Below are 15,641 nucleotides of genomic sequence, written 5' to 3'. Positions count from 1 at the left end.
TGGCGGGCGGCGGGCGGACGACCCGGGTGCACGGGCCGTTCTGCTCGGACGACGAGGTCGAGCAGGTGGTGGCCCACCTCAAGCGCCAGGGCCGCCCCTCCTACCTCGAGGCGGTCACCGCCGAGGAGGGCGAGGAGGAGGCGGACGCGCCCGTCATGGACCAGGGCGGCTTCGGCGACCCGTCGGCCGACCTCTACGACCAGGCGGTGGCGGTGGTGTTGCGCGACAAGAAGGCCTCGACCAGCTACATCCAGCGGCGCCTGCAGATCGGCTACAACCGGGCGGCCTCGCTGATGGAGCGGATGGAGCGCGAGGGCATCGTCGGCTCCGCCAACCACGCCGGCAAGCGCGAGATCCTGCTGGAGGACGGGCAGGACGGGTGAGGGCCAGCTTGGTCCCGGAGACCGATCCTTTCTTCCAATGATCGACCTCATCCTGAGGTGCCGGCCGATCGAAGATCGGCTGGCCTCGAAGGAGGCCTCCAGAGATCGCGAGGACTCTGGAGGCCTCCTTCGAGGCTCACTTCGTTCGCACCTCAGGATGAGGTGGGAGGGTGGGATATTCTCGATCCCGTCCCAGGCCTTGGCAGCGAAACCCGCCCCAGCATGATCCTGGGATTACCGCTGCCCGAAGCTCGCCTCCTTGAACAGGTCCTTCAGGTGGTGCGGCTGCGAGCGCCAGTACTGCTTCGGCGCTCGGACCTGAGCCCCCAGTTCGGCGGCGGCGTGCCAGGGCCAGCGCGGGTCGTACAGCATGGCGCGGGCGAGCGAGACCGCATCCGCCTTGCCCTCGGCGAGGATGCCTTCGGCCTGGCGCGGCTCGGTGATGAGGCCGACCGCGATGGTGACGAGGTCGGTGGCCGCCCGCACCCGCTCGGCGAAGGGCACCTGGTAGCCGGGCCCGATGGCGATCTTCTGCCGGGGCGAGACGCCGCCGGTCGAGACGTGGATGGCGGCGGCCCCCCGCGCCTTCAGGGCTTCGGCGAAGGCGATGGTCTGCTCGACCTCCCAGCCGTCCTCGACCCAGTCCGTCGCCGAGACCCGGGCCCAGACCGGCTGGCCGGCGGGAAACACCTCGCGCACCGCCTCGAACACCTCGAGGGGGAAGCGCATCCGGTTCTCCAGGCTGCCGCCATAGGCGTCGCTGCGCTGGTTCGACAGCGGCGACAGGAACTGGTGCAGCAGGTAGCCGTGCGCGGCGTGGATCTCCGCCGCCTCGATGCCGAGGCGGACGGCCCGCCGGGCGGTGTCGACGAAGTTCTGGCGGATGCGCTTCATGTCTTCGCGGTCGAGAGCGCGGGGCGCCACCTCGCCCTCGGCATGGGCGAGCGCCGACGGCGCCTCGGTGAGCCAGCCGCGGGGCGAATCCGGCGCCACCTGATGGCCGCCGCGCCACGGCGGCTCGCTCGAAGCCTTGCGGCCGGCATGGGCGATCTGGATGCAGACCGGCACCGGCGCGTAGTCCCGCACCGCGTCCAGCACCTTCGCCAGGGTCCGCTCGGTCCCATCGTCCCACAGGCCGAGATCGCCGGCCGTGATCCGTGCCTCCGGCGACACGGCGGTGGCCTCGAGCGTCAGGAGCCCGGCACCGGACATCGCGAGCTGGCCGAGATGCATCATGTGCCAGTCGGTCGCCTCCCCGTCGCGGGCCGAGTACTGGCACATCGGCGCGACGATGATGCGGTTCTCCAGCGCGAGGCCGTCGAGGCGCAGGGGCTGGAACAGGAGGGGAAGGCTCATACGGGTACTCCGGTGCAGGATGGCCGCCAGGGTACCGCCAATGTGGCGCGGGGCCGCGGCCCCGGCCAGCGCGGGCGATGCAGGGCGCCTGCGCGCCGCCGGAGCGGCGCGGCGTGCGCCGGCGCACCGCGAATGCCGCCGGTCGCGGGACCGGGTCGGGAATTCGCGCCTACCAGCCGCGACCGAGGCTCACGGCGATGCGGCTCGGGCGCGTCTCGGCCAGGGCGGCGGTCAGGGCGTTGAGCGCCCGCGTCGCCGCACCGCGCGTCGCCGCCAGCGATCGGCGCGGCAGGCCCTCGGCCTGGGCCAGCCGCTCGCCCGCGCCGAGAAGGCGCTCGACGAGGCGCAGGACCTTCGGATCGGTCTCGGTCAGCGCGCAGATGTCGGACAGGGCGCTGCGCAGGGCGTGCATCGTCTCGCGCACCTCCGCGCTTTGCCCCAGGCCGGCCGCCAGATCGGCGAGGCGCTGCTCGATCCTGTCGCGCAGTGCCCGGAGGGGCGGCGGCACCTCGTCCCCGATCGCGACCGCACCGATGCCTGAGGGACGCTGAAGGCCGTGGGTATCCGAACCGAGCATGGCGAGTTCTCTAGTCAGATCGACTGTGAGCGCTTGGCCTTGTCATCATGGCAATTCTATGGAATTTTTGCAAGTGCTTGTACCGTCATGGAAACCTGAGCATATCAAGATGCCTGTCCTGACCTTGAGTACGTGGCCGGCGAATCGCACCGACGAAACATCTGGTTGTATCGAACCGCTGCGTCCACCTAGCTCGCGCAGCATCGTCGAGCCGCTCTATCTCTTCATTTCACTTGCAAAACCCGCCCCCGGATGTCATGGGGCGTAAAGTTATTCAACCGGAACGGTTGTAAGACTATATTCCAATTATCTATTGAATAAAATTGAAGCAATCATGTTTTCGGAGTCTGTTTTTTACACAACTTTTGGTTGAGATCGTGGTCGTCTCCCCCTCCTCCAGCCGAATCGAACGATGCCCCTGAGATCAGTCTTCGGCGACCAGTCCGGCAGCGCCAGTGAACAAATCCTGTCGGTGCTTCGCGCCGTCCGCCGCCATCTGGCGATGGATGTCGGCTTCATCTCGGAATTCGTGGCGGGCGATCGGGTGTTCCGCTTCTCGGATGCCGGAACGACGCAGAACCCGGTGGCCGTCGGCGCCCATGCCCCGCTCGAGCAGAGCTTCTGCTACTACGTCGCCAAGGGCCTGATGCCCGGCCTGATGCAGGACGCCGCCGAGGATCCGGTGGCGGCGCAGATGCCGGCCACCCGCGAGATGCCGGTCGGGGCGCATCTCAGCGTCCCGCTGCGCCACGCCGACGGCGAGACCTACGGGACGGTGTGCTGCTTCAGCTTCACGCCGGACCGGAGCCTCACGACCCGGGACCTCGCCACCCTGCGCCTCTGCGCGGACGTCGTCGAATCCATCCTGTGGAAGGACCACGACGCGGCGCGCGAGCGGGAGGCGAAGCACCGGCGCATCGCCGGGACGATCGCGGCCGAGGCCGTCGAGATGGTGTTCCAGCCGATCTACCGCACGGCCGATGGCGGCCTGGCCGCCTTCGAGGCCCTGGCGCGCTTCGCGCCGAGCCCGGGCAGACATCCCGCGACGCGCTCGGATCCTGCGCGCGAGAGCCCCGCGAGCGAGGGCCCCGATGCCTGGTTCGCGGATGCCGCCGAAGTGGGCCTGGGTGAAGAGCTGGAATTTCTCGCCCTGCGCAAGGCCCTGCGCGCGCTGCCCGCCCTGGCGCCCGGGATCAGGCTGTCGCTCAACCTGTCGCCGGCCGCCCTCGCCTCCCCGCGCCTCGCCGAGGCGATGGCGGGTGCGGCCCTCGACCGGGTGGTGATCGAGCTGACCGAGCACGCGGCGGTCGCCTCCTACGAGGCCCTGCGCGCAGTGCTGGAGCCGTATCGGCGCCGGGGCCTGAGCCTTGCCATCGACGATGTCGGGGCCGGCCACGCGACGCTCCGGCACGTCCTCGATCTCGGCCCCGAATTCATCAAGCTCGACATGAGCCTGATCCGGAGCATCGACGCGCATTCCGGCCGCCGGGCGCTGGCCGAGGCGCTGACGGGATACGGCCGGCGCATCGGCTGCGAGATCGTCGCCGAGGGCGTGGAGACGACGGCCGAGTACGCGGTGCTCAAGGGGCTCGGCGTGACGCGGGTGCAGGGCTTCCTGACCGGCCGGCCGATGCCGCTCGACGCGGCGGCGGCGCTGCCCTTGTCAGCGACGGACGGATGGGAGCGCCCCCCGGCGGAGTGACGGGACGGCCTATCCCAGCCCCCGCTCCCGCAGCGCCCCGCCGATCTCCTCGAGCACCGCCGGGTCCTCGATGGTCGGCGGCATCGCCCAGGTCTCGCCGTCGGCGATCTTCTTCATCGTGCCGCGCAGGATCTTGCCCGACCGGGTCTTCGGCAGCCGCCCGACCGTGAGCGCGAGGCGGAAGGCCGCAACTGGGCCGATCCGCTCGCGCACGAGCGCCACCAATTCGCGCTCGATCACGTCCGGCGCCTGCGTGGCGCCGGCCTTCAGCACCACGAAGCCGCAGGGCGCCTCCCCCTTGAGCGCGTCGCGGATGCCGATCACCGCGCATTCGGCGACGGCGGGGTGGGAGGCCAGCACCTCCTCCATCCCGCCGGTCGAGAGGCGGTGGCCGGCGACGTTGATGATGTCGTCGGTCCGGCCCATCACCGAGACGTAGCCGTCGAAATCGAGGAAGCCGGCATCCGAGGTGTTGTAGTAGCCCGGGTAAGCCGTGAGGTAGCTCTCGCGAAAGCGCTCGTCCTGCTGCCACAGGGTCGGCAGGGCGCCGGGGGGCAGCGGCAGTTTGATGGCGATCGTCCCCATCGTGTCGGGGGGCAGCGGCTTGCCGGCTTCGTCGAGCACCTGCACGTCCCAGCCCGGCATCGGCACCGTCGGGCTGCCGTGCTTGACCGGGAGCGCCCCGAGCCCGACCGGGTTGGCGGCGATCGGCCAGCCGGTCTCGGTCTGCCACCAATGGTCGATCACCGGCACGCCCAAGATCCGCTCGGCCCAGGCCACGGTGTCCGGGTCGGCCCGCTCGCCGGCGAGGAACAGGGTGCGGAAGCGCGAGAGGTCGTGGCCCTGCATGAGCTTGGCCTCCGGATCCTCCTTCTTCACCGCGCGCAACGCCGTCGGGGCGGTGAACAGGGCGACCGCCCCGGTCTCGGCGATGACGCGCCAGAACGCGCCGGCATCCGGCGTGCCGACCGGCTTGCCCTCGTAGAGCACCGTGGTGCAGCCGTGCAGGAGCGGCCCGTAGACGATATAGGAATGGCCCACCACCCAGCCGACGTCGGAGGCGCACCAGTAGGTCTCGCCGGGGGCGACGCCGTAGAGGTTCGGCATCGACCAGGCCAGCGCCACGAGGTAGCCGCCGGTGTCGCGCACCACGCCCTTCGGCTTGCCGGTGGTGCCCGAGGTGTAGAGCACGTAGAGCGGATCGGTGGCGGCGACGGGCACGCAGGGCGCGGCCCGGCCCGCCGCCTTGGCGGCCGCGACGGCTTGCGCCCAGTCGCGGTCGCGCCCCTCGGTCATCGCGGCGGGGCCTTGCGGCCGCTGCAGGATCAGGCAGGAATCGGGCGTGTGGGACGAGAGGCGGCAGGCCTCGTCGAGGAGCGGCTTGTAGGCGACGACCCGCGCCGGCTCGATGCCGCAGGAGGCGGCGAGCACCACCTTCGGGGCGGCGTCCTCGATGCGGGCGGCGAGTTCCCGGGCGGCGAAGCCCCCGAACACCACCGAATGGACGGCGCCGATGCGGGCGCAGGCCAGCATGCCGAACAGGGCTTCCGGCACCATCGGCATGTAGAGCACCACCCGGTCGCCGCGCCCGACGCCGAGATCCTGCAGCACGGCGGCGAGCGCCGCGACCTCGCTCAACAGCTCCGCGTAGGTGATCCGGCGCTTGGTCCCGGTAACGGGGGAATCATACAGGATCGCCGCCTGGTCGCCCCGGCCTGCCGCGACGTGGCGGTCGACGGCGTTGTGACAGGCATTGACCTCCGCGCCGACGAACCAGCGGCCGTAGGCGCCCTCCTCGGGGGCGAAGACCCGGGCCGCGGGCGTCACCCAGTCGATCGCCGCGGCGGCCTCCGCCCAGAAGGCCTCCGGGTCGCGCTGCCAGGCGGCGTAGGTGTCCCGGTAGCGGCTCGGTCCCGGCATGGCGTCCCTCTCTCCTGATCCGCCCTCGGCCGGCGGTTCCGCCGATTGTCCAGGACAAGGCGGCAGCGGGCAAGATGGCGCCGTCCCGCGCGGCCCGACCGTCGCGATCGCGGTGCGCCACCGCGGAGGGCGAAATCGTGGCCGGAAACGAGGCAATTTCGACCTGCCGGATTCCGGCGACGCTTGTTAGATTTTAGGGACCCGGCGGACGGGAAGGCGCACGCCGCCGGCCGCCGAGGACGATGCCGGGTGCGTCCCCGCGCCCGGCGCGAGCGACGGGAGCGGCCCATGACCTCGACCGAATCCTACGACATCCTGATCCTCGGCGGCGGCAAGGCCGGCAAGACCCTGGCGATGGACCAGGCGCGCGCCGGCAAGCGGGTCGCGGTCGTCGAGGCCGGGATGATCGGCGGATCGTGCATCAACGTCGCCTGCATCCCGACCAAGACCCTGGTGCGCAGCGCCGGCGTCGCCGACCTCGCGCGGCGCGCCGGCGCGTTCGGGGTCGAGACCGGCGGGGTGTCGGTCGCCATGGAAAGGGTCGCCGCCCGCACCGCCGAGGTCGTCGCCGGCATGGTCGCGGCGAACGCCAAGGCCTTCGCGGCGAGCGGCTTCGAGCTGGTGATCGGCTGGGGCCGGTTCGTCGAACCCCGGGTGATCGAGGTCGCGGGCGAGGCCGGGACGCGCCGGCTCACGGGCGAGCGGATCTACCTCAACCTCGGCACCCGCGCCGCCATCCCGGCCGTGCCGGGCCTGCGCGAAGCCGGCCCGCTCACCCATGTCGAGGCGCTGCGGCTCGACCGACTGCCGGCGCATCTCCTCGTCGTCGGCGGCGGCTATATCGGCATGGAGATGGCGCAGGCCTTCCGGCATCTCGGCGCGGCGGTGACGATCATCGAACACGGCCCCCATCTCGCCGCCCGCGAGGACCCGGACGTCGCCGCCGCCATCGGGGAGGTGTTTTCGCGGGACGGCATCGCCCTCGCCCTTGGGGCCGACATCGCTCAGGTCACCGGGCGGTCCGGCGACGCGGTCGCGGTCGAGCTCGCGGACGGGCGCCGCTTCACTGGCTCCGACCTCCTCGCCGCCGCCGGGCGGGTGCCGATGACCCATGACATCGGTCTCGATATCGCGGGCGTGGCGCTGGACCCGCGCGGCTTCATCCAGGTCGACGCGCGGCTGGCGACCAGCGCCCCCGGCATCTGGGCGCTCGGCGAGGCCGCCGGCAGCCCGATGTTCACCCACGTCTCCCTCGACGATTACCGGGTGGCGAAGAGCGGCATCGAGAGTGGGATCGAGGGCGGGGGCCGCACCACGGCTGGCAGGATGGTGCCCTATTGCGTGTTCATCGAGCCGGAATTCGCCCGCGTCGGCTTGAGCGAGCGCGAGGCGGAGGCGCGCGCCCTCCCCTACCGGCTGGCGCGGCTGCCGATGGATTCCGTGCCGCGGGCCCGCACCCTGTCGGAGCGCACCGGCTTCATGAAGGCGCTGGTCGGCGAGGACGACCGCATCCTCGGCTTCGCGATGCTCGGCGCCCAGGCCGGCGAGGTGATGACGGCCGTGCAGATGGCGATGATGGGCGGCCTGCCCTACACGGCGCTCCGCGACGCGATCCTCGCCCATCCGACCCTGGCGGAGGGCCTCAACCTGCTCTTCGCCACGGTGCCGGCGCGCATGTAGGCGAGCCAAACAAGCCGTGAGACGCGCGCAAGACGATCGCCGGCACCGGATTTGCTCGCCTGAGCCGGCAAACGATAGACTCTCGCACCACCAAGATCATATCTGGAACTGATGTAAAGTGTAACGCCGCCTGATCTTGCGTCCAAGGCCAAGCTTGCCCCCGAGATCGTTTCGTGCAGAGTACGCCGCACGCCAGACACGATGCATGGACGGACGCCGACCTGCCGCATGAGCCTGACGACTGCACAGATCCTCGACCTCGCCCCCGATGCCGCGAGCCGCAAGGCCGGGCAGGACCAGGCCAAGCCGCCGAAATGGAGCGGCCTCGGCCGGGCGGGATCCGTGATCTGGGGCGAGATCAAGGGCAGCGGCGCCACGCCCTACCGCACCGTCGCCGACCTCGCCGGGCCGGCCTCGAAATGCACCTGCCCGAGCCGGAAGTTCCCGTGCAAGCACGGCCTCGGCCTGATGCTGGTCGATGCGAGTTCCGCCCTGCCCGAGGCCGAGCCGCCGGACTGGGTCGCGGCCTGGGCCAAGGGGCGCGAGAGCCGCGCCGCCGCGGCCGAGACCAAGGCCGCCGCACCGGCCAAGCCCGTCGACGAGAAGGCGCAGGCCAGGCGCCGGCAGGCCCGCGAGGACAAGGTCGCGGCCGCCCTCGACGAGCTGGATCTCTGGCTGCGCGACCTGATGCGCCGGGGGCTGGCCGCCGCCCGCGCCGAACCCTACGCCTTCTGGGACCGCATGGCCGGACGCCTCGTCGACGGCCAGGCCCCCGGCCTCGCCCGCCGGGTGCGCGCCCTGCCGGGGCTGGTCGCGGCGGCGCCGCAAGCAGGGAGCGCCCGGCCGGAGGCGGCCTTAGGGTTCGTCCTCGGACGCATCGCCCTGCTTGCCCGCGCCGCCCGCCGCCTCGACGCCCTGGCGCCGGAGGTTGCGGCGGGCGTGCGCGCCGCGCTCGGCTACCCCGTCACCGCCGAGGAGATGGCGGCGCGGCCGGACCATCTCGACGACTGGGCGGTGCTGGCCCACGCGGTCGAGGAGGAGGACCGGCTCACCGCCCGTTCGGTCTGGCTCGTCGGCCGCCGCACCGGCGCCCTGGCGCAGGTGATCGATTACGGCACCGCCGGCGCGCCCCTGCCGCCGGCCCCCGCCGCCGGCCAGGATTTTTGCGGGGCGCTCGCCTTCCAGCCCGGCGACCCGCCTCTGCGGGCGGTGTTCCGCGACGGCCGCGCCGGCCCGGCAGCGGAGCCCGGCCTGCCCGGAACCGGCAGCGTCGCGGCAGCGCGGGACGCCTTCGCGGCGGTCCTTGCCCGCGCGCCCTGGACCGAACGCTGGCCGGTGCGCCTCGCCGGCGTGCGGCTCGGCCGCCTGCCGGCGGTGGGCGGCGCGGTCGCCTTCGCGGCCGGCGACGCGACCGGCTGCCTGCCGCTGCGCGGCGATCCGCGCCTGCCGAGTTTGCTCGCGGTCGCGGGCGGGCGCCCGGTCGACCTGTTCGGCCTGCATGACGGCCACGGCCTCGCGCCCCTGGCCCTCGCGACCGGAGGGCGCCTCTACGCGATGCCCGCCGAGGCGTCGCAGGCGGTCCTCCTGCAGGTGGCGTGAGGCTGAGCGATCCGACCATGACCGACACCACCGACCTCGCCGCCGACGGCTGGGAGCCGATCCTCGCCGCCGCGCTCCTCGGCGCCGAGCGCGCCCCGCCCGCCCTGCCCGGCCCCCTCGCGGACATCGTGACGGAGGCCGATCCCGGCAGCGCTCTTTTGGCGCGCCTCGCCCTGCACGGCGCCCACCATCTCGCCGGGCTCGACCTCGCGCCCGACGCGATGGAGCCGATCGGGCCGCGGGAGCCGGCCGGCCCCGAATGCCCGCCCGCCGCCGCGACCCGGCTCTACGCCCTCCTCACCGGCGGCTACCCCGCCCGCGAGCGCCTGCGCGAGTGGTTCGACCTCGCGGCCGGTGCGGGGATGCGTCCGCCCGCCTGGCTGCACCAGGCCCTGATGCGCCACGCCGAGCACCTGCCGGAAACGGCCCGCGCCGTCGCCGGCGCCGAACTCGACTGGCTCGCCAGCGCCTGCGGCGAGGCCAAGGCTGCGGAACCGGAAGCCGACGATTGGACCGAGGGCTCTCTCGCCGCGCGCCGCGCCGCCTTCGCGGCGTTCCGGGCCCGCGACCCGGAGGGCGCGCGGGTCGCCCTGGAGGCAGTCTTCCGCAAGGAGAAGGCCGATTTCCGCGAGGCCCTGGTTGGCGCCCTGTGGACCGGCTTGTCCCCGGCCGACGAGCCCTTCCTCGAAGCCTGCCTCGACGACCGGGCCGGGGGCGTGCGCCAAGCCGCGCAGCGCCTGCTGCCGCGTCTCCCCGGCTCGCTCTACGCCTCGCGCATGGCGGTGCGGGCGACCACCGCCCTCGTCATCACGAGCAAGAGCCGGCTCCTGCGGAGCGCGACGCACGAGCTGGCAGTGGCCCTGCCGGAGGAATCCCCGACGCTCGCCCGCGACGGGGTCGAGCCCCATGCCTGGGAGCGGCGCGGCGGCGGCGTCCGGGCCGGGCTGTTGCGGGACATCCTGGCGCGCGCGCCGCTCCACGCCTTCGCGGCGCATCCGCCGCGGCTCTGGTTCGAGCTGGCCCTGCGCAGCGAATGGGCCGAGCCGATCGTCCAGGGGCTGTTCTCGGCCGTCGCGCGCGAGGGCGATACGGCCTGGGCGAGGGACATCGCCGATCTCCTGGCCGAGGCCTACGAGGGCAAGGTGTCGGGCCTGCGCCGCAGCAACGAGCTTCTCGGCCGCTGGGTCCAGGCCCTCGACCTCCTGCCCGGGCCCGAATGGGAGGCGCGGGTGGCCGAGCTGATCCGCGCCCGCAAGATCGAGGTGGTGCTGGCGGTGCTGGCGAAGGGCCCGGACGCCTTCTCCGAGCGGCTCAGCGCCGCGCTGGTCGACTGGCTCGCCTTCGTCACCCGCGGCTCCGAGAGCCTGCGGCGCGACCTGGCGAAGCCCTGGGTGATCGCCCGCCTCGGCGAGCGGCTGTGGCCGGGCGAGGACATCGCCGCCACCGCGGCAGCCCTCGCCGCGCGGCTGCCGGAGGACGAGGGCAACGACCGCCTGCGCCAGCAGGTCGCCGGCCTCGCCGAGACGCTGGAGCTGCGTCTGGCGATCCGGCGCGAATTCGAGACCCCGAATCCAAGACCCATTGAGGAGACAGCCCGAGGATGACGTCGACCAAAGCCGCACAACTCCGTCAAGCCGCCGAGGACGCCTTCGCCGAGGAGATCAGCGCCCTGCGCCAGGCCGACGACCGGCCGCGCCCGCCGAACTGGCAGATGTCGCCGCAGGCCGTCGTCACCTACCTGCTCGGCGGCACGCTGGCCTCCGGGCAGACGATCACCCCGAAATACATCGGCGACCGGCGGCTGATGGAGGTCGCGGTGGCGACGCTCGCCACCGACCGGGCGCTCCTGCTGCTCGGCGTGCCCGGCACCGCCAAGAGCTGGGTCAGCGAGCACCTCGCGGCGGCGATCTGCGGCACCTCGCGACTGATCGTCCAGGGCACCGCCGGCACCAGCGAGGAGGCGATCCGCTACGGCTGGAACTACGCGCTGCTGCTGGCCAAGGGACCGAGCCGCGAGGCGGTAGTGGCCTCGCCAGTGATGCGGGCGATGGACGAGGGCCGCATCGCCCGGGTCGAGGAGCTGACCCGCATCCCCTCGGAGACGCAGGACAGCTTCATCACCGTCCTGTCGGAGAAAACCCTGCCGATCCCCGAGCTGAACGAGGAGGTGGCGGCGCAGAAGGGCTTCAACCTCATCGCGACGGCGAACAACCGGGATCGCGGCGTCAACGAATTGTCGAGCGCCCTCAAGCGCCGCTTCAACACCGTGGTGCTGCCCCCGCCCGCGACGATCGAGGCGGAGATCGCCATCGTCGAGTCCCGCGTCGCCTCCCTCGGCCGCGCCTTCGAGATCCCGGCCGAGCCGCCGGGCGCCGACCAGATCCGCCGCGTCGTCACGATCTTCCGCGAGCTGCGCGAGGGCGTGACAGTGGACGGCAAGAGCAAGGTCAAGCAGCCCTCGGGCACGCTCTCGACGGCGGAGGCGATCAGCGTCGTCGGCAGCGGGCTGGCGCTCGCGGCGCATTTCGGCGACGGCCGCCTCTCGGCGGGCGACCTCGTCTCGGGCATCTCCGGCGCGGTGGTGAAGGACCCGGTGCAGGACGCGATCGTCTGGCGCGAATACCTCGAGACCGTGGTCAAGGAGCGCGACGGCTGGAAGGACTTTTACAAGGCCGCCCGCGCGAGCGCGTAGGGGTTGGACGGTCGAGAAGCGGCCCGCTGGTCACTTTCCGTCAATCCACGCCCTCATCCTCCCACCCTCGACCTCATCCTGAGGTGTACGCGAAGCGTGCCTCGAAGGAGGCCTCCAGGGATCTCCGCGACCTCTGGTGGCCTCCTTCGAGGCACGCTTCGCGTACACCTCAGGATGAGGTCGAGGGTGGGATCATCCGAAGCATGCAACGAGGCTCCCGGTGATGCCCGATATCCGCCTCTTCGGCATCCGCCATCACGGCCCCGGCTCGGCCCGCTCGCTCCGGGCGGCGCTCGCCGATTTCGCGCCCGACTGCCTCCTGATCGAGGGACCGCCGGATGCCGACGCGCTGATCCCCCTCGTCGCCCACGAGGCGATGGCGCCGCCGGTGGCGCTCCTCGTCTACCGGCCCGACCGGCCGCGCGACTGCGCGTTCTTCCCGTTCGCGGCCTTCTCGCCCGAATGGGTGGCGATGCGCCACGGCCTGTCGGCGGGGGCGACCATCCGCTTCATCGACCTGCCGCACGCGATTCAGCTCGCCGACGGCTTCGGTCCGGGATCTGAGCGGCCGGAGGGCGCATCGATCGACGGCGAGCCGGTCGCCGAGGTCGCGGCGGAGCCGGGCGACCCATCTCCGGCGCCGGCCGCGATCCGCCGCGACCCGTTGGGCGAACTCGCCGCCGCCGCCGGCTACCCGGACGGCGAGCGCTGGTGGGACGCCCTGGTGGAGAGCCGGGCCGGCGCCGACGGCGACGTGTTCGCGGCGATCGGCGAGGCGATGGGTGCCCTGCGCGAGGGACCCGACCCCAACCCGGAGGACGCATTCCGCGAGGAGGCCCGCGAGGCCCATATGCGGGCGGCGATCCGCAAGGCCGCCAAGGAGGAGTTTTCGCGGATCGCCGTGATCTGCGGCGCCTGGCACGTGCCGGCGCTGGCGCGCCACGATGCCAAGGGCCAGGCCTCTGCCGACACCGCGACGCTCAAGGGGCTGCCGAAGACCAAGGTCGCGGCCGCCTGGGCGCCGTGGTCCTACGAGCGGCTGGCGACCGCCTCCGGCTACCGCGCCGGGGTGCTCTCGCCCGAATGGTACGACACGCTCTGGCACCACGAGGAGCGCGTCGCCGCCCGCTGGCTCGCCCGCGCCGCCGCGCTGCTGCGCGAGGAAGACCTCGACGCCTCTCCCGCTTCGGTGATCGAGGCGGCGCGCCTCGCCGAGGCGCTGGCGGCGTTCCGCGGCCGCTCGCGCCCTTCCCTCGACGATCTCGACGAGGCGGTGCAGGCGACGCTCTGCTTCGCCGATCCGGCGCCGATGGGGCTGATTCGCGCCAAGCTCGTCATCGGCGAGCGCCTTGGCGCCACCCCGCCCGACAGCCCCGGCACGCCGGTGGAGGCGGATTTCGAGGTGCAATGCAAGCGCCTGCGCCTGAAGCCCGGGGCGGCCGCCGGCGACCTCGTCCTCGACCTGCGCAAGGAGACCGACCTCGCCCGCAGCCACTTCCTCAACCGGCTGGCGCTGATCGGCGTGCCCTGGGGCACCCGGCGCGAGGCGCGCGGGCGCGGCACCTTCAAGGAGGCGTGGTTCCTCGCCTGGCAGCCGGACTGGGTGGTGGAGCTGGTGGCGGCCTCAGCCGAGGGCGGCACCGTCGCGGAGGCCGCCGCCTCCCGGGTGAGGACCCGGGCCCGGGGCGCGCAGCGCGTCGCCGAGCTGTCGGGCCTGATCGGCACGCTCCTCGACGCCGACCTGCCCGAGGCGACCGCCCGGGTGGTCCGCGCCCTCGACGACCGCGCTGCGGTCTCGGCCGACGTGTTCGACCTCATGGACGCCCTGCCGGCGCTCGCCGATCTCGCCCGCTACGGCTCGGTGCGCTCCTCCGACACCGCGCCGGTGCTGGCTCTCGTGCGCGGCCTGGTGCCGCGCGCCGCCGCCGGCCTCGTCGCCGCCTGCCAGAGCCTCGACGATGACGCGGCGAAGGCCGCCAAGCAGCGGATCGTCGCCGTCTCGGGGGCGGTCGCGCTGCTCGAGGATCCGGCGCTGAAGGAGACCTGGCAGGAGGCCTTGCGGGCGCTGGCCGGCCAGGACCACGTCCACGGCCGCGTCGTCGGCCGGGCGGTGCGCCTGCTGTTCGACGAGCGTGCCATCGCCGCGGAGGAGGCCGGTACGCGCCTGCGCCTCGCCCTGTCGCGGGCCACGGGCGCGGTGCCGGCCGCCGCCTGGATCGAGGGTTTTCTGGAGGAGAGCGGCACCGTCCTGATCCACGGCCAGGGCCTGCTCGGCATCGTCGACGACTGGCTCTCGAGCCTCGACGAGGCCCTGTTTACCGAGTTGCTGCCGCTGGTACGCCGCACCTTCGCGACCCTCGCCCCGGCCGAGCGCCGGGCGGTCGGCGAGGCCCTGGCCCGTCCGGGCGGCACGGCACCCGGGGCGGGGGGACCGGAGGGCTTCGATGCCCGCCGCGCGGCGAGCGTGCTGCCGATCCTGCGCCTGCTGCTCGGCCCCGAACCCGCCGAGACCTCCGCCGAGACGGGAGACGCCGCATGAGCGAGACCGACCGCCTGCGCCGCTGGCGCCTCGTCCTCGGCGGGGGCGCGGCGGAGGGCACCGGCTGCGCCCTGGGCGAGCGCGACCAGCGCCTCGACCGGGCGCTCGGCGCCCTCTACGATTCCGACCGCAAGGGGGGCCTCGGCGCCTCCGCCCCCTCCGTGCCGCGCTGGCTCGGCGACATCCGCGACTACTTTCCGGCCTCGGTCGTGCAGGTGATGCAGCGCGACGCCTTCGAGCGCCTCGACCTCAAGCGGATGTTGACCGAGCCGGAGATGCTGGAGGCGCTCCAGCCCGACGTGAACCTCGTCTCGACCCTGATCTCGATGCGCGGCCTGCTCGGCGGGCGCACCAAGGAGACCGCGCGCCTCGTGGTGCGCAAGGTAGTGGACGAACTCATGAAGCGGCTGGAGGAGCCCTTGCGCCAGGCGGTCGCCGGCGCGATCGACCGCGCCAGCCTCAACCGCCGCCCGCGCCACGCCGAGATCGACTGGCACCGCACCATCCGGGCGAACCTGCGCCACTACCAGGCCGAGTACCGCACCATCATCCCGGAGACGCGGCTGGGCCACGGCCGCAAGAGCCGCGGCTCGCTCAAGGACGTGATCCTGTGCATCGACCAGTCCGGCTCGATGGCGAATTCCGTGGTCTATTCCAGCATCTTCGGGGCAGTGATGGCCTCCCTGCCCGCGGTCTCGACCCGGCTCGTGGTGTTCGACACCCAGGTCGTCGACCTCACCGACGCGATGGACGATCCGGTCGAGGTGCTGTTCTCGGTCCAGCTCGGCGGCGGCACCGACATCAACCGGGCGATCGGCTACTGCGCCTCCCGCATCACCCGGCCCGAGGACACGGTGCTGGTCCTGATCTCCGACCTCTACGAGGGCGGGGTCGAGGCCGGATTGCTGGCGCAGGCCCAACGCCTCGTCGCGGCCGGGGTGCAGGTGGTGGCCCTGCTCGCGCTCTCCGACGAGGGCGCGCCCTCCTACGACCGGGCGCTCGCCGCCCGCCTCGCCGGCCTCGGCGTCCCCGCCTTCGCCTGCACGCCCGACCTCTTCCCCGACCTGATGGCGGCGGCAATCCGCAAGCAGGACCTTGGGGTGTGGGCGGCGGGGGCGGGAATCGCGGCGGTGCCGGCGGTCGGGGGTGACGGGGTGGCGTAGCCCCCGTCTCGGGCATCGTGCCTGCGCGTC

11 protein-coding genes are annotated in these 15,641 nt (G+C 72.9%); 8 read left to right on the top strand and 3 right to left on the bottom strand.

Features of this window, described 5'->3' with window-relative positions; all coding sequences use genetic code 11:
* On the top strand, positions 1-383 hold a 383-nt coding region (locus ABZT49_RS12545), incomplete at its 5' end, for a DNA translocase FtsK (RefSeq protein ID WP_355286397.1).
* A gap of 234 nt (positions 384-617) precedes the next feature.
* On the opposite strand, the gene ABZT49_RS12540 is transcribed toward ABZT49_RS12545, so the two are convergent.
* Complete coding sequence (locus ABZT49_RS12540) at positions 618-1,739, bottom strand: NADH:flavin oxidoreductase/NADH oxidase (RefSeq protein WP_355286396.1); 1,122 nt, start codon at positions 1,737-1,739, stop codon at positions 618-620.
* A 169-nt stretch (positions 1,740-1,908) separates the two neighbouring features.
* Positions 1,909-2,316 (bottom strand): hypothetical protein, encoded by a 408-nt coding sequence (locus ABZT49_RS12535; protein ID WP_355286395.1) that lies wholly within the window; start codon positions 2,314-2,316, stop codon positions 1,909-1,911.
* A 412-nt stretch (positions 2,317-2,728) separates the two neighbouring features.
* Between ABZT49_RS12535 and ABZT49_RS12530 the strand changes: the two genes are divergently transcribed.
* Positions 2,729-4,018: an EAL domain-containing protein gene (locus ABZT49_RS12530; RefSeq protein ID WP_355286394.1), complete on the top strand. Its 1,290-nt coding sequence runs from the start codon at positions 2,729-2,731 to the stop codon at positions 4,016-4,018.
* A 9-nt stretch (positions 4,019-4,027) separates the two neighbouring features.
* Here ABZT49_RS12530 and ABZT49_RS12525 read toward each other — a convergent pair whose 3' ends face one another.
* Positions 4,028-5,938, bottom strand: coding sequence for a propionyl-CoA synthetase (locus ABZT49_RS12525; RefSeq protein ID WP_355286393.1), 1,911 nt, complete (start codon positions 5,936-5,938; stop codon positions 4,028-4,030).
* Between the two features lie 288 nt (positions 5,939-6,226).
* Between ABZT49_RS12525 and ABZT49_RS12520 the strand changes: the two genes are divergently transcribed.
* The 6 genes from ABZT49_RS12520 (at position 6,227) to ABZT49_RS12495 (ending at position 15,611) form a co-directional block, all read left to right on the top strand.
* Positions 6,227-7,618 carry an FAD-dependent oxidoreductase gene (locus ABZT49_RS12520; protein ID WP_355286392.1) on the top strand — a complete coding sequence of 464 codons (1,392 nt, stop codon included), beginning with the start codon at positions 6,227-6,229 and terminating at the stop codon, positions 7,616-7,618.
* A 228-nt stretch (positions 7,619-7,846) separates the two neighbouring features.
* The gene (locus ABZT49_RS12515) at positions 7,847-9,217 is read left to right on the top strand and encodes an SWIM zinc finger family protein (protein WP_355286391.1); all 1,371 of its coding nucleotides are present in this window, start codon (positions 7,847-7,849) and stop codon (positions 9,215-9,217) included.
* A 17-nt stretch (positions 9,218-9,234) separates the two neighbouring features.
* A complete protein-coding gene (locus tag ABZT49_RS12510) occupies positions 9,235-10,821 on the top strand; it encodes a DUF5691 domain-containing protein (RefSeq protein ID WP_355286390.1) in 1,587 nt (528 codons plus the stop codon).
* Positions 10,818-11,909, top strand: a complete 1,092-nt coding sequence (locus ABZT49_RS12505) for an AAA family ATPase (RefSeq protein ID WP_355286389.1) — start codon at positions 10,818-10,820, stop codon at positions 11,907-11,909. The genes ABZT49_RS12510 and ABZT49_RS12505 overlap by 4 nt, the downstream gene beginning before the upstream one ends.
* Before the next feature lie 223 nt (positions 11,910-12,132).
* Positions 12,133-14,448, top strand: coding sequence for a DUF5682 family protein (locus tag ABZT49_RS12500; protein ID WP_355286388.1), 2,316 nt, complete (start codon positions 12,133-12,135; stop codon positions 14,446-14,448).
* Positions 14,445-15,611 (top strand): VWA domain-containing protein, encoded by a 1,167-nt coding sequence (locus ABZT49_RS12495; protein WP_355286387.1) that lies wholly within the window; start codon positions 14,445-14,447, stop codon positions 15,609-15,611. The genes ABZT49_RS12500 and ABZT49_RS12495 overlap by 4 nt, the downstream gene beginning before the upstream one ends.
* Positions 15,612-15,641: the final 30 nt, after the last annotated feature.

This window comes from Methylobacterium sp. EM32, assembly GCF_040593685.1.
Lineage (GTDB): Bacteria > Pseudomonadota > Alphaproteobacteria > Rhizobiales > Beijerinckiaceae > Methylobacterium.
This window is presented reverse-complemented; position numbering and strand designations above follow the sequence as displayed.